General features: G+C 69.8%; 12 protein-coding genes. 9 read left to right on the top strand and 3 right to left on the bottom strand.

The features are described 5' to 3' along the window. The first annotated feature begins 104 nt into the window (after positions 1-104). Positions 105-923: an NADPH-dependent oxidoreductase gene (locus ACSVDM_RS14385; RefSeq protein ID WP_439265404.1), complete on the top strand. Its 819-nt coding sequence runs from the start codon at positions 105-107 to the stop codon at positions 921-923. 6 nt (positions 924-929) lie between these two features. On the opposite strand, the gene ACSVDM_RS14380 is transcribed toward ACSVDM_RS14385, so the two are convergent. After that, a complete protein-coding gene (locus ACSVDM_RS14380) occupies positions 930-1,922 on the bottom strand; it encodes an LLM class flavin-dependent oxidoreductase (RefSeq protein WP_439265403.1) in 993 nt (330 codons plus the stop codon). Between the two features lie 142 nt (positions 1,923-2,064). Here ACSVDM_RS14380 and ACSVDM_RS14375 point away from each other — a divergent pair, with 142 nt between their 5' ends. Further along, positions 2,065-3,480 (top strand): amino acid permease, encoded by a 1,416-nt coding sequence (locus ACSVDM_RS14375; RefSeq protein WP_439265401.1) that lies wholly within the window; start codon positions 2,065-2,067, stop codon positions 3,478-3,480. A gap of 130 nt (positions 3,481-3,610) precedes the next feature. Then, the gene (locus ACSVDM_RS14370; RefSeq protein WP_439265399.1) at positions 3,611-4,894 is read left to right on the top strand and encodes a hypothetical protein; all 1,284 of its coding nucleotides are present in this window, start codon (positions 3,611-3,613) and stop codon (positions 4,892-4,894) included. 218 nt (positions 4,895-5,112) lie between these two features. Here ACSVDM_RS14370 and ACSVDM_RS14365 read toward each other — a convergent pair whose 3' ends face one another. Beyond that, a complete protein-coding gene (locus ACSVDM_RS14365) occupies positions 5,113-6,522 on the bottom strand; it encodes an MFS transporter (RefSeq protein ID WP_439265397.1) in 1,410 nt (469 codons plus the stop codon). A gap of 93 nt (positions 6,523-6,615) precedes the next feature. Further along, complete coding sequence (locus tag ACSVDM_RS14360) at positions 6,616-7,362, bottom strand: IclR family transcriptional regulator (RefSeq protein ID WP_181697415.1); 747 nt, start codon at positions 7,360-7,362, stop codon at positions 6,616-6,618. Positions 7,363-7,571: 209 nt separating this feature from the next. Between ACSVDM_RS14360 and ACSVDM_RS14355 the strand changes: the two genes are divergently transcribed. The 6 genes from ACSVDM_RS14355 to ACSVDM_RS14330 are packed head-to-tail and all read left to right on the top strand — an operon-like array spanning position 7,572 to position 13,457. Further along, complete coding sequence (locus ACSVDM_RS14355; protein ID WP_439265395.1) at positions 7,572-8,609, top strand: NrtA/SsuA/CpmA family ABC transporter substrate-binding protein; 1,038 nt, start codon at positions 7,572-7,574, stop codon at positions 8,607-8,609. A 1-nt stretch (position 8,610) separates the two neighbouring features. After that, positions 8,611-9,426, top strand: a complete 816-nt coding sequence (locus ACSVDM_RS14350) for an ABC transporter permease (protein ID WP_439265393.1) — start codon at positions 8,611-8,613, stop codon at positions 9,424-9,426. Further along, positions 9,423-10,178, top strand: a complete 756-nt coding sequence (locus tag ACSVDM_RS14345) for an ABC transporter ATP-binding protein (protein WP_439265392.1) — start codon at positions 9,423-9,425, stop codon at positions 10,176-10,178. The genes ACSVDM_RS14350 and ACSVDM_RS14345 overlap by 4 nt, the downstream gene beginning before the upstream one ends. Continuing rightward, positions 10,175-11,200 (top strand): ABC transporter substrate-binding protein, encoded by a 1,026-nt coding sequence (locus ACSVDM_RS14340; protein WP_439265390.1) that lies wholly within the window; start codon positions 10,175-10,177, stop codon positions 11,198-11,200. The genes ACSVDM_RS14345 and ACSVDM_RS14340 overlap by 4 nt, the downstream gene beginning before the upstream one ends. Then, positions 11,197-12,291: an LLM class flavin-dependent oxidoreductase gene (locus ACSVDM_RS14335; RefSeq protein WP_439265388.1), complete on the top strand. Its 1,095-nt coding sequence runs from the start codon at positions 11,197-11,199 to the stop codon at positions 12,289-12,291. The genes ACSVDM_RS14340 and ACSVDM_RS14335 overlap by 4 nt, the downstream gene beginning before the upstream one ends. Next, entirely contained in the window at positions 12,288-13,457 is a 1,170-nt protein-coding gene (locus ACSVDM_RS14330) for an LLM class flavin-dependent oxidoreductase (protein ID WP_439265386.1), read from the top strand. Before ACSVDM_RS14335 ends, ACSVDM_RS14330 begins: the two co-directional genes overlap by 4 nt. The last annotated feature ends 3 nt before the right edge of the window (positions 13,458-13,460 follow it).

The raw sequence follows: 13,460 nt of genomic DNA, 5'->3' as shown, positions 1-13,460 counted from the left end.
GCCGGGCGGCGAGCTCCCCGTGGTCGAGTGTATCGACCACGAGGTTGGATTCACGGTGAGAGTTATCGCAGACGGCGCCCACGGTGGTGACCGACGATGGGGCCATGACGCAGACCGCTCCCCACCCTGTCCGACAGCGCTACGCGGACCCGGACGCTGCCGTTCCCGCGCAGTGGAACTCTGTGCTGCAGGTGTTGCACGAACACAAATCGGTCCGGCGCTACCTGCCCGATCCGGTCGAACCGGAAACGATCCGGCTCCTGGTTTCGGCGGCTCAGTCAGCCCCGACCTCGTCGAACCTGCAGGCCTGGAGTGTGATCGAGGTCCGTGATCCGGCACGGCGAGCCCGGCTGGCGGCGGTGGCGGGCGGTCAGGCACACATCGAGCAGGCGCCGGTACTGCTGGTCTGGACCGCCGACTTCGCGCGGTTGCGTCAGCTCGCCGACGACCATCGCGCGCCCCTCGACGGCGCCGATTATCTGGAATCGAGCTACGTCGGTGTGGTCGATGCCGCGCTCGCCGCCCAGAACGCCGTGATCGCCGCCGAATCGCTCGGACTGGGCACCGTCTACATCGGTGCGTTGCGCAACGACCCCGAGCGGGTCGCGGCGGAACTGAACCTGCCCGCCCACGTGTTCCCCATCTTCGGGCTGGTGGTCGGCCACCCCGACCCGACGGAGAGCACACAGGTGAAGCCGCGATTGCCGCAGGCGGCCGTGCTGCACCAGGAGACCTACGACCTACCGAGTCAGCGCGAACCGGTCGCCGACTACGAGCAGCGGATCGGCGCGGTCTACGGCGACCAGGGCCTCCCGTTCTCCTGGACCGAGCGGGTACTGGCCCGGCTCGGCTCCGAGGCCTCACTCAACGGCCGCCACCGGCTCCGGGAGTCCTTGGCGGCCATGGGGTTCCGGCTCCGCTGAGGCGGGTCAGCCGTTGATCGCCGCGGCGGTGAGCTCGAGGGAACGGATGCGGGTGTCGATGTCGTAGACGAGGGTGGTGAGCATCAGTTCGTCGGGTCGGGTGTCCTCGATGAGCTGGGCAGCCTGGGCGCGCACCGTCTCCGGCGACCCCTGCAATTGACCGGCCTTGCGCTGTGCGGCGAAGTGGCGTTCGGCATCACTACCGGGGAACCCCTCGGCCTGCTCGGGGGTGGCCAGTGCCTGCGGGCGGCCGGCGCGCAGGTTGACGAAGGCCAGGTCGCGTGGTGCGGCGAGCCGGTCGGCCTCGGCGTCGGTGTCGGCGCAGATCGCCGAGACCGCGACCATGCTGTACGGCTCGGCCAGGATCGGTGAGGGCCGGAAGTTGTCCCGGTAGAGCGCGAGCGCGGCGGCGGTGTTCTCGCCGGCGAAGTGGTGCGCGAACGCGAACGGCAACCCCAGCACCGCCGCGACCTGCGCGCTGTACCCGCTCGAACCGAGCAACCACATCTCGGGCTGTGTGCCGCGACCAGGGGTGGCGACGATGCCGTCCGCATCGGTGCCACCGAAATAACCCATCAGAGCGGTCAGCTCACGGGGAAACGATTCGGCGCCGAGACCTTCGGCGTGCCTGCGCAGCGCGCGAGCGGTAGCCGGATCGGTGCCGGGCGCGCGACCGATACCGAGATCGACGCGGCCCGGATGCAGTGCTTCGAGCGTGCCGAACTGTTCGGCGACGACCAGCGGAGCGTGGTTGGGCAGCATCACGCCACCCGATCCGACCCGGATACGCGAGGTCGACGCGGCGAGATGCGCCAGCACCACGGCGGGCGCCGAACTGGCGATGCCGGGCATGTTGTGGTGCTCGGCCACCCAGAAACGGCGCATCCCCAGCTCCTCGGCGCGCTGGGCGAAGCGGGTCGTCGCGTGCAGGGCCTCGCCTGCCGTCGCATCGGCCTGCACCGGTGCCAGATCGAGAACCGACAACGTGACCGGGCTCATGAGTCTCCTTCGCGTGAAATCCCCTCAGTAGGCCAACCGGCGCGGCGGCTCCGGTATTTCCGGCGAGCGGTAGGGGTGATCGGCGGCACGGTTGCCGCGCGGTAGCGTGCAGGACTGTTCGACACGAAGGAAGGATCCCGTTATGTCCGCTGACGGTCCCGGCCTACCCACCGCCGCGCCGACCGAGACCCTCACCGCTGCGTCGGAAGAGGGTTACGCGCGCGGGCTCAATCCGCGCACGATCCAGATGATCGCCATCGGCGGCGCCATCGGCACCGGCCTCTTCTACGGCTCCGGCGCGGCGATCGAACAGGCGGGCCCCTCGCTGATCCTGGCCTACCTTGCCGCCGGACTGGCGATCTTCGTCATCATGCGCGCGCTCGGTGAGCTGCTCACCTACCGTCCGGTCTCGGGCAGCTTCGCCGAGTACGCGCACGAGTTCCTCGGCCGGTTCGCCGGATTCGCCACGGGGTGGTCCTACTGGGCGGTGTGGGTGTCGACCTGCATGGCCGAGATCACCGTCGCCGGGCACTACGTGCAGTACTGGTTCGACATTCCGCAATGGGTGACCGCGCTGGTGGTGCTTGCGGTGCTGTTCACCGCCAACCTGATCTCGGTGCGGATCTTCGGTGAGGGCGAGTTCTGGTTCTCCGCGATCAAAGTGACCGCGATCCTGGCGATGATCCTGATCGGCATCGGTGTGCTGGTGTTCGGGTTCGGGCACGCCGCCGATCCGACCGTGACGAACCTATGGGCCGACGGCGGGGTGTTCCCCCACGGCTTCGGACAGACCCTGCTGGTGTTGCAGATCGTCGTGTTCGCCTATGTCGGTGTCGAATTGGTCGGCGTGACGGCGGGCGAGGCCCGCGATCCGAAGACCACCCTGCGCAAGGCGATCAACACCCTGCCCTTCCGCATCGGCCTGTTCTATATCGGCGCGCTCGTGGTCATCATGTCGGTGGCGAGCTGGCGCAGCTTCCATGCCGGGCGCAGCCCGTTCGTGGAGGTGTTCGAGCAGATCGGCATCCCCGCCGCCGCGGGCATCATCAACTTCGTGCTGCTCACCGCGGCACTGTCCTCGTGTAACTCCGGCATCTACTCGACCGGCCGGATGCTGCGCAGCCTCGCCTTGCGCGACGAGGCGCCCGGCGGGTTCGCGAAGCTGAGCAAGCAGTCGGTGCCGTTCGCCGGTATCTGCGCCTCGGCGGCGGCGATGGTGATCGGTGTGGTGGTGAACGTGATCTCGCCGGACAAGGCCTTCGCCTACATCACCTCGGTGAGCACGGTCGGCATCATCGTGGTGTGGAGCGTGATCCTGGTGTGCCACTTGAAGTATCGCGCCAAGGTGCGCGCGGGTGAGCTGCCCGGCAGCGACTACCGCCTGCCCGGCGCGCCCGTGACCACCTGGGCGGCTCTCGGTTTCCTCGGCCTGGTCGTGATCCTGCTGCTGTGGACCGACGGTGGGCGCACCGCGCTGGTCGTCGGTGCCGTGTGGGCCGCGCTGGTGTGCGTCGGCTACTACACCTTCGGTCGCAAGACAGGAGCGCACACCCACTGACCGTCGGCCACCGTTTGCTGGAAAGCCGCTGGCAGACAAGCGTTTTCTGTCATACCCCATCGGTATCGTCGAAGTGTCACACAACTGGCCCGGCGAGTGTTGCCGGGCGGTGCGAGAACGGGGGCACGACATGAGTGACGACTTCCGCGGCGATCTGCGTCCACCACGCAGGCACGGAACCACCTGGCGCGAATCGGAATACCGGATCCTCGCCGACGACCTACGGGCGGGTGTCGATCTTGCCCGCACCGCGCGAACGCTCGGGCGCACGGAATCGGCGGTACGCACCGCGCTCCGCAACTTCGTGCCACCCGAGGACCGGATATCCACGGCCGAGCGTGAACGGTGGGTGCGAACGCGCCTGGTCGCCGAACCCGAATGGGATTGGTGGGCGGTGGTGATCGACCAGCACCGCCGCTCCGGCAGCCGCTTGTGGTTCACCCGCCACGAACATTGTGCCCGGATCGGCTGGCGCCGTCAGACGCCCATGCCCGCGCTCGCCCAGGAACTCGACACCTCGGAACTCTCGGCCGCCGAGTTGCTGCGCTCACTCGGCCTCGTCGAGAGCATCGAGGAAGCCGCCGACCGACTCGGCGCCACCCCGGGACACGCGCTGGCCGAACGGGTTTCGGCCCGCCGCGACCGCGCCGTCGGCGCCCGCTGGATTCTGGTCGTCGACGGCGCGGCGGGCACCACCCACCCCCGCAACGCCCCGACCCGCCGCCACATCTCCCTGCACGAGACCCGCGCCGCCGCCGAAGCCGAACGCGACCGGATCCTCGCCTGGCACCAGCGCCTCACCGCCTCGGCTCGGCGTAGCGGGCCGGCAACCGGGCAGGACATCGACAGCCCGTACACATACGGCGACACGACAGTCCTGCGTGACCATGGCGCACCCGCACCCGCACCCGCAGCCGCAGCCGCACCCGCACCCGCAGCCGCAGCCGCACCGGCGGACCGGTCGCAGCGGTCGGCGCATTCGGGCCCAGGCACCGCGGCTCTGCCCAGCGTCGGCGACCTCGCCGAGACGGCCCGGCCGCACCGGCAGGCGCGTGCCGATGGCGACGCCGCGGCGTCGTCCGGGCCGGGCGATGCCCGCGAGTCGGTGTGGTGGACCATCGCCGAACGCGGGCTCGGCGCGAGCACCGGACCGACTCGGTGCGGTGAGTTCGCCGCGGTGGGTAGCGGTGGTGAGGTCGCCGCGGAGGCGCTGGCGGTGGGCGACATCATCAGGGTGCCGGTTCCCGACGGGTACCTCCAGGACCGCATCATCGCGATCACTCGCGCGGGAGCGGGCGCGCCGGTCACCGTCGACCTCGCACCCGTCGCGAACTCGCGCATCCGCCGCGTCGTCGAATTCGGGGCGCAGGAGCGAGTCGAGGTGGTGCGCCACACCGAGCAACGATCCGCCTGACCGCGACCACGAACCGACGCTCGCGGCGTCCGCGGCGGGCGTCGACCGGACACCCTGCCACGAACCGACGCTCGCGGCGGGCACGGCCGGCGGCGACCGATACCCTCGTATCGGCGGTGCCCGCACAACCGCCGCGTGCGCGACACCCGATGACGCCTCGGCGCGGGCAGCCGTCGGTCCGGGTGTGACCGGATGTCGGTTGCCGCCGGGGTGGTCCGTCAGTCGGCGGCGGTACGTCCGGGCATGGTGGCGGCCGCCGCGAACATGATCACCGCCATGGCGAGGATGGCGGCGAACACCAGGTGGATGCCGGAGGCGAGTTCGGTGGGCGTCGGGTGGTCGGGGTCGGTGATGCCGGTGTTGACGATGGCGCCGAACACGGCGACACCGAGCGCGCTGCCGAAAGATCGGGCGAACATGTTGGCCGAGGTCACCACGCCCCGCTCCTGCCAGGGGGCGCTGTTCTGCGCCGCGATCAGGGTGGGGGAGGCGACCAGGCCCATGCCACCGCCGATCAGGAAGCACGAACCCGCGATCTGCCACGGGCTGGTCCCGGCGTCGATGAACAGTGTTGTCGCGCAACCGATGACGGCAAGCGTGCTGCCGAGCAGACCGGCGATGCGGAATCCCCAGCGCAGGTACAACCGGCCCGACAGTGTCGCCGCCAGCGGCCAGCCGAGGGTGAGCCCGCCGACGGCGAGCCCGGCGACCAGGGCGGTGGTGCCGAGGACACCCTGGGCGAAAGTCGGGACGTAGGAGGTCAATCCGAGCACCACCGCGCCGACGAGCAGCGACACCGTACTGCTGGCGATCACGATCCGGCGCGTGAAAACCCACAGCGGCAGCACCGGATTGGGCACCCGCAACTCGACGACGGCGAACACTGCGAGAACCACCGCGCTGCCCGCGAACAGGCCGATCGACACCAGTGAATCCCACGCCCACGCCTGCCCACCTTCGAGCAGCGCCAGGATCAGCGCCCCCGCGCCCAACGTGAGCAGCACCGCGCCGAGGTAGTCGATCCGCTGACGGCTGCGCGGCGCCGATTCGGCGAAGTGCCGCACCAACATCCACGCCGCGACCGCACACAGCGGCAGGTTGATCAGGAAGATCCACCGCCAGTCCGCGTGATCGGAGAGCAGTCCACCCAGCAGCGGCCCGAGTACCGCCGACCCGGCCCACACACCCGCCATATAGCCCTGCACCCTGGCCCGTTCGGTCAGGTTGTAGAGGTCGCTCGCGATGACCATCGTCATCGGCTGGATCGCGCCGGCGCCGATTCCCTGGATGGCACGAAAGACGATGAGGGCCAGCATGTTCGACGCCAGACCGCACAGCAGCGAGCCGACGGCGAACACGGCGATCCCGAACAGGATCACCGGCTTACGGCCCACCATGTCGGCCAGCTTGCCGTAGATCGGCACCGTGACCGCCTGTGCCAGCAGGTAGATCGAGAACAACCACGGGAACATCGCGAACCCACCGAGCGAATCGGTGATGGTGAGCACCGCCGTGGCGATGATCGTGGAGTCGAGCGCGATCAGCGAGGTCGAGAGCATGAGCGAGGCGAGTACCGCACCCCGTTCGGATCGCAACCCGACAGCCGTGTCCGCCGTATCGGTCGCCACTGCGGTCCTTCCTCGACTAACCAGTCGGTCCACGGTATCCGGCTCCCCCGCGTTCGCGCGCGGGGATTTCCGTGCCGGGCGGGCCCGGTGGGATCAGGCCGCCGCGAACTTGGCGGCGATCTCGGCCGCGGTGACCTTGGCCAACTCGACGAAGAACGGCACCCGCTCGTCGATCATCAGCGTGACGGGTCCGCGCAGGCCGAGCGCGAATCGGCACCGCCCCTCGGGGTCGAGGATCGGCAGGCCGATGGTGCGGAATCCGGGATCGAGTTCGCGGTCGTTGAACGCGTAGCCGCGCTCACGGGTGGTGACGAGTTCGGCGCGCAGTTCTTCGGGCCCGGTCACCGACCGTTCGGTGCCTTCTTCGTAGGGCAGCGAACGCAACTCGTCGTCATCGACATCGGACCAGGCGAGCAGCGCTTTGCCGAGCGCACTGGCGTGCAGCGGGAGCCGGACGCCCTGCAACTTGTGCCCGTCGCTCTCGCGCCACCGGCTGGTGCCGAGCAGGACGGCGTGGATTCCGTGGCGGGTGGCCACCGAGCCGGTCGCCCCGGTGGTGGCGGCGAGCTGTTCGAGGCAGGGCTCGGCGAGGTAGATCTTGTGCTGGCGGTAGGCGATCTGGCCGTACTCGGCCAGGGCACCGCCCATGCGATACCGGCTGGACTCGGCGTCCTTCTCCAGGAAGCCCGCCTGCACCAGCGCGCCGAGCAACCGGTGCGTGGTGCTCACCGCGAGCCCTTGTGCGCGTGCGACTTCCGAGACGCCGCGTTCCTCGCCACCGCGGAAGCAGTCGAGTACAGACAGGGCTCGGGTGACGGTCTGCACGCTGGAGGTCTCCACGAACCGAAGGTAACACAGGCACGCGCGGAAGCCTGTCGATGTATTCCGATAATTGGAAAGCGTTGCGGTGCAGCGACCGCACAATTGCCATAAATCTGCGGATGCCTTCCTGTCAAGCTTTCCGATCCACGGAAAGGCATACCTCGTTCCGCACGATGCGCGCTCATACGCTCCGAGGGCATCGACCCCGTCCCGAACAGGAGCCCCGAATGTCCCGCAGGCTGTCGGCCTTCTCGCGGATCGCCCTCGCGATCGCCCCCGTCGTCGCCCTCGTCGCGGCATGTGGCTCCGGCTCGACGCCGGAACAGGGGGCAGACACTCCCTACATCCTCAAGGTCACCGACCCGGGCAACAGCGGCCCGCTGGCCGTCGGCAAACGCGACGGCACCTTCGACGCGGCCCTCGCACCGCTGGGCGCCAAGATCCAATGGGTCAGCACCACACCGGGTTTCAGCTCCATGCTGAAGCTGTTCAACACCGGCGAACTCGACGTGTCCGGCGCGGCCTTCAGTCCCGTGGTCGGCGCGCTGTCCAAGGACGTCGGCGTGAAGATCGTCGCGGTAGCCGACCCGGCGGGTCAGGATCAGAGCGGAATCGTCGTCCGGCCGGAGTCGGGGGTGACCTCGGTGGCGGGCCTCGCGGGCAAGCGGATCGCGGTGAACCCGGCAGGCAAGGGTGAGTACATCACGCTCAAAGCCCTTGCCCAGGCAGGTGTTCCGGCCGATCAGGTCACCCGGGTCCCGCTGCAGCAGAAGGATGCCGCCTCGGCGTTCGCGACCGGCAAGGTCGACGCGTGGGCGTCGTTCCTGGTGCCGTACCAGGAGGCCAAGGCCGCGGGCGCGGTGGAGATCACCACCGAGAAGCAGATCGGCTCCAAGGACAACTCCGTGGTGGTGTTCCGCACCGAGATCCTCGACGAGCGCCCCGACGTGGCCGCCAAGTATCTGGAAGTGCTGCAAGGTCTCACCGCGAAGCAGAAGGCCGCACCGGCCGACTTCGAGAACGTCTTCGACAAGTCCGGTCCACGCGCGCTCACGGGTGAGCGGCTGGCCGACGCCGTCCGGGTCGGCGCGCAAGCCTCCGTCCCCCGGCTGCCTGTCGACTCCGATGCCACCGACCTGGCCGATGTGGTGAACACCTTCGCCGACAACGGCGTCATCGCCCGCCGTATCACCGCCGCCGACATCTTCTACGACCTGAAATCCAAGCTGACCCCCGAACAGCTCGCCGCGCTGAAGGACAAGTGAGGTGAGCACTCTCGTCCTTGCCGCGCCCCGGGTCCGGCGCACCCGGGAGCGGCCACGCTGGTTGTCGCTCGGTCTGCGCGCGCTGCTACCCGTCCTCATCGTGCTCGCCTGGTGGGCGGGTTCGGCAAGCGGCGCCATCTCACCGCGGGTGATCGCCGGACCCGGCGCCGTCTGGTCCGCGCTGGTCGAGCTGGCGGGCAGCGGTCAACTGCTCGACTTCGCCCTCGCCTCGTTCGGCCGGGCGGCCGCCGGGGTGGCGATCGGGGTCGGCGTCGGGCTGGTCCTCGGCCTGCTGTCGGGGTTGTCCGCCCTCGGTGAGGAACTGGTCGACTCGACCATGCAGATCGTGCGTGCTGTGCCGTTCCTGGCACTTGTCCCGTTGTTCATCGCCTGGTTCGGCATCGACGAGCTCTACAAGGTGCTGCTGATCGCGGTGGCGACCACCGCCCCGATGTACGCCTACACCTACCTGGGCGTGCGCAATGTGGACCGGAAGATGGTCGAGGCGGCGCGCAGTTTCGGCCTCACCGGAACCCGGCTCGTCGTCGAGGTGATCGTGCCCGCCGCGCTGGCCGGCATCCTGATGGCGCTGCGGGTGTGCTTGTCGATCAGCATCACCGCGCTGATCGCCGCCGAACAGGTCGGTACCCAGCAGGGCGTCGGCTACCTGGTGACGCTGGCCCAGGAATACAACCGCACCGACTACATGGTGCTGTGCGTGGTCCTCTACGCGCTGCTCGGTCTGGTGTTCGACGCACTCGTACGGCTCGCGGAACGGTACGCGATGCCCTGGCGCAAGCAGGTGGCGATCCGATGACGACAACAGCAGCTGCCCCGATCGAGGTAGCGGCGGACCCGGTGGCGGTGTCGATCACCGGTCTACGCAAGGCCTTCGGCGACAAGACCGTGCTCGACGGCGTGGACCTCACCATCCGCCGCGGCGAGTTCGTGGTGCTGCTCGGCCCGAGCGGCACCGGCAAGACCACGCTGCTGCGCCTGCTCACCGGGCTCGAAACACCCGACGGCGGTGAGGTTCTCGTACCGCCGCGCCGCACGACCGTCTACCAGGAACCGCGCCTGATCCCGTCGAAGCGGGTGCTGGCCAACGTGATCGTCGGCCTGCGGCGTGGCAAGGCACAGCGCGAAGCGGGCCTGCGCGCGTTGACCGAAGTGCACCTCGACGGCAAGGCGGGTCAGTGGCCCGCCACTTTGTCCGGTGGCGAGGCGCAGCGTGCCGCCCTGGCCAGGGCCCTGGTGCGTGAACCGGAACTGCTGCTGCTCGACGAGCCGTTCGCGGCACTCGACGCGCTGACCCGGCTGCGCATGCAGGACCTGGTCGGCGATCTCGTCGCCCGCCACCGGCCCGCTGTACTCATGGTCACCCACGACGTCGACGAGGCGATCCGGCTCGCCGACCGCGTGATCATCCTCGAGCGCGGCCGTTTCGCCGTGGACGAGACCGTCGACCTACCCCACCCGCGCGATCACGCGGCACCCGAAACCCTCGGCTACCGAACGCGATTCCTCGCCCAACTCGGTGTCGGACCACATGCAAGGAGCCTGTCATGACCGAAACCCTGTGGTACACCCGCTGCCCCGTGCCCACCGCGAGCGGCCTGGCGCACAGCCTCGGCTGGCTCGGTGAGACCGCCGCGAACGCGGGCCTCGAGTTCGGCGTGCTGCAGGACGCGGGCCCCGAACTCGCCGGGCACCACTTCCTGCACGATCTGTCCGGCCTGATCCGCGAGGGCGGGAACGTGCCCGCCCTGGCCGCACGCGCACAGGGTTCACCGACCCGCCTGATCGGACTCACCTGGATCGACGAGTCCCAGGCGATCCTGGTCGGCCCCGATTCGTCGGTCACCGATGCCGCCGGGCTGGCCGGGCTGCGCATCGGCGTCCCCGCCTGGGCGCAGGACCAGGCCCGCAGCTTCCCGCGAGCGATGGCGCTGCACGGTTTCGCCAACGCCCTGCGCCCGGCCGGGCTGACCCTGGCCGATGTGCGCGTCGTCGAGCTGGCGGTCGAGCCGGACCCGCAGGTGCGCACCGAGATCCAGAGCGCTCGTCGCTCGACGACCTGGGGTGTGGACGAACTCCTCGACGGCAGGGTCGACGCGATCTACGTCAAGGGCGCTCGCGCCAAGGAGGTGGCCGCCGAGCACGGTCTGCGCGTGGCGGTCGACCTCGATGCCTCGGCCACCAAGCGCCTGCGGGTCAACAACGGCACCCCGCGCCCGATCACGGTCCACGCCGACCTGCTCGAATCCCGGCCCGAGGTTGTCGTCGGTTTCCTCGCGCAGAGCCTGCGCGCCGCCGACTGGGCCGCCGGTGACCTCGACGGTGTCCGCGCGGTGCTCCAGCGCGAAACGCTGTCCGGCCCGGCCGGTGTCGTCGCGGCCTACGGCGCCGAGTTCCACCGCGGCCTGCATCCCTCGCTCACCGACGAACGGGTCGAACTGCTCGGTGTGCAGAAGCAGTTCCTCTACACCCACGGCTTCCTGGCCGCCGATTTCGATCTCGAATCCTGGGTCGCTCCTGAGCCGTTGGCTCGTGCGCGTGAGATCGTCGCCGCCGAGCGGGTGCCGGCATGACCGATTTCCTGTGGCGGCTGCCCAGCCGTGGTGACGGACGACGCGCCGATCCGGCGCTGCGTGGCCGCGGCGGGTTCGGACCGCCGAACCCCGTTGTCGAGACCACCGATCCGCGGCCGGGGCGCTTCGGCCCGTTCGACGACCTCGCCCAGATCGTCGACGCCGCCGAACTCACCGGCTTCGACGGCGTGCTCGCACCCTACGACCCGCTCGGCGAGGAATCCTGGATCGTGGCGGCCGCCGCCCTGCGCGCCACCCGCTACACGCGGGTAACAGTCGAATTCCAGCCCGCGTTCGGCACCCCGGTGTACGCGGCCAAGGTGTCGGCGACCCTGCAGCGGCACTCGGCGGGGCGGCTGAACTGGCGCTTGGCCGTCGACACCGACGCGGCCGAGGCCCGGGCGCGCGGTGACCGGCTCACCGGCGACGAACGCTACGACCGCGCCGCGGAATTCCTCACGGTCGCACGCGGTGTCTGGAACGAGAACGAGGTCGGCGCAGCGGGATTCGCGGGCACCGGCTTCGATTACGCCGGTCGCTACTACGACGTGGTCGACGGTGGCTTCCGCGGCATCCTGTCCGGACTGCCGTTCCCGGCGGTGCATCTGAGCGGCACCACGCCCGCCGCCCTCGCACTCTCGGCCGCTCACGGCGATGTCCACCTGTTCGCCGAACACGAAGACGGCATCACCGGTGCGGTCACCGAGTTGGGGGAGCGGGCCGCCGCGTCCGGCCGCCACGTGCGCGTCGGCCTCGAGTTGCCGATCATCGCCAGGGAGACCGAGGACGAAGCCTGGGCCAGGGTGCATCGGCAGTGGGCCGAACTCGACCGACCCGACAACGTCGCCGACCACACCCTCGGTGAGGGACGCTGGTCCGGGTTCCACGCGTTCGGCTACGACCAGCGCATCGGCCTCGTCGGCAGCTACGCGCAGGTAGCGCAACACCTTTCGGACTACGCGGCCGCGGGCGTGCAGACCTTCGTGCTGTCGGGCCACCCCGCTATCGAGGAAATCCACCGCGCGGGCGAACACCTGCTGTTCCTCGCCGACCCGACCGCCCGCACCCTCGCCCAGGAGGTCACCGCATGACCATCGACGTCTACTGGCGCATCGGCATGGAAGGCGACCACGCCTCGCTGCGGACCCCACGTCGTTACAACCGGGGCAACGCGGGCGGTTACGGTCCGGGCAATATCGCACCGGCCGTGCGGAACGGCGCGCTCGACGAGTACACCTACCTCGATCACGTCGCCGCGGTCGCCAAGGCCACGGAATCGGCGGGGTTCCTCGGCGGGTTGCTGCCGTCGTTCCCGGTGACCGACGACCCGTGGGCCTTCGCCGCCGCGCTGGCCGCCGAGACCACCACCTACCGCTTCATGGTCGCCTTCCAGCCCGGCTTCCTGCACCCGGTGCAGGCGGCGCGCATGTCGGCGAGCCTGCAACGCGCCACGGGCGGGCGGCTGGTCTACAACATCATCAGCGGTGGTGGCGGTCCGGCCCAATTGTGGTGGGGCGACAAGGTGTCCCACGACGACCGCTACGCGCGCACGAGCGAGTTCCTCGACGTGCTGCGCGGCGTCTGGGATGGTGAGCCCTTCGATCACGACGGCCGCTTCTTCCGCACCGAAGGCGCCGCACTGCCACCGGGCCTGGCCGGGCAACCCTTCCCCGAGGTGTACTTCTCCGGTTCGTCGGGTGCCGCCGTGGCCGCCGCGGGCCGCCACGCCGACTACTACCTGTCCTGGCTCGAGCCCTACGCCGACCTGCGCGCCAAGTTCGACGGTGTCCGCCGCAACGCCGAAACCACCGGGCGCACACCGAAGTTCGCCGTCCGCATCGACATCGTCGCCCGCCACACCGAGGAAGCCGCGTGGGCCGAGATCGAGCGGGGCTGGGCTTTCGTCGATCGCGACGCCGCCAACCGTGCGGCCCAGGGCGACTCGGTCGGCGCCGCCAGGATCAAGGGCTGGGTGCCCGAGAACATCACCGGCTACCGCGATCTGGAAGTCCAGCCCAATGTCTGGTGCGGTTTCAGCCTGATCCGGGGCGGTCCGGCGTTCGGCCTGGTCGGCAGCTACGAACAGGTCGCCCAGCGGCTCGACGAATTGATCGACCTCGGCGTCGACGCCTTCATCCTCGCGGGCAACCCGCACCTGGAAGAGGCATACCGGGTCGGTGAGGAAGTGCTGCCGCTGCTCGGCCGCTCCCGGCTCACCGCCCCGCCCACCGACACCGTCCTCGCGACGGCCCGATAACCA

This window comes from Nocardia sp. JW2 (assembly GCF_051843015.1).
GTDB lineage: Bacteria > Actinomycetota > Actinomycetes > Mycobacteriales > Mycobacteriaceae > Nocardia > Nocardia coubleae.
Note: the sequence above shows the minus strand (reverse complement) of the source record. Positions and strands in the feature narration are given on the sequence as shown.

Bases quoted from the DNA above. Each gene is read 5' to 3' on its own strand.
- ACSVDM_RS14385 (WP_439265404.1), top strand. From the start codon at position 105: ATGACGCAGACCGCTCCCCACCCTGTCCGACAGCGCTACGCGGACCCG.
- ACSVDM_RS14380 (WP_439265403.1), bottom strand. From the start codon at position 1,922: ATGAGCCCGGTCACGTTGTCGGTTCTCGATCTGGCACCGGTGCAGGCC.
- ACSVDM_RS14375 (WP_439265401.1), top strand. From the start codon at position 2,065: ATGTCCGCTGACGGTCCCGGCCTACCCACCGCCGCGCCGACCGAGACC.
- ACSVDM_RS14370 (WP_439265399.1), top strand. From the start codon at position 3,611: ATGAGTGACGACTTCCGCGGCGATCTGCGTCCACCACGCAGGCACGGA.
- ACSVDM_RS14355 (WP_439265395.1), top strand. From the start codon at position 7,572: ATGTCCCGCAGGCTGTCGGCCTTCTCGCGGATCGCCCTCGCGATCGCC.
- ACSVDM_RS14345 (WP_439265392.1), top strand. From the start codon at position 9,423: ATGACGACAACAGCAGCTGCCCCGATCGAGGTAGCGGCGGACCCGGTG.
- ACSVDM_RS14340 (WP_439265390.1), top strand. From the start codon at position 10,175: ATGACCGAAACCCTGTGGTACACCCGCTGCCCCGTGCCCACCGCGAGC.
- ACSVDM_RS14335 (WP_439265388.1), top strand. From the start codon at position 11,197: ATGACCGATTTCCTGTGGCGGCTGCCCAGCCGTGGTGACGGACGACGC.
- ACSVDM_RS14330 (WP_439265386.1), top strand. From the start codon at position 12,288: ATGACCATCGACGTCTACTGGCGCATCGGCATGGAAGGCGACCACGCC.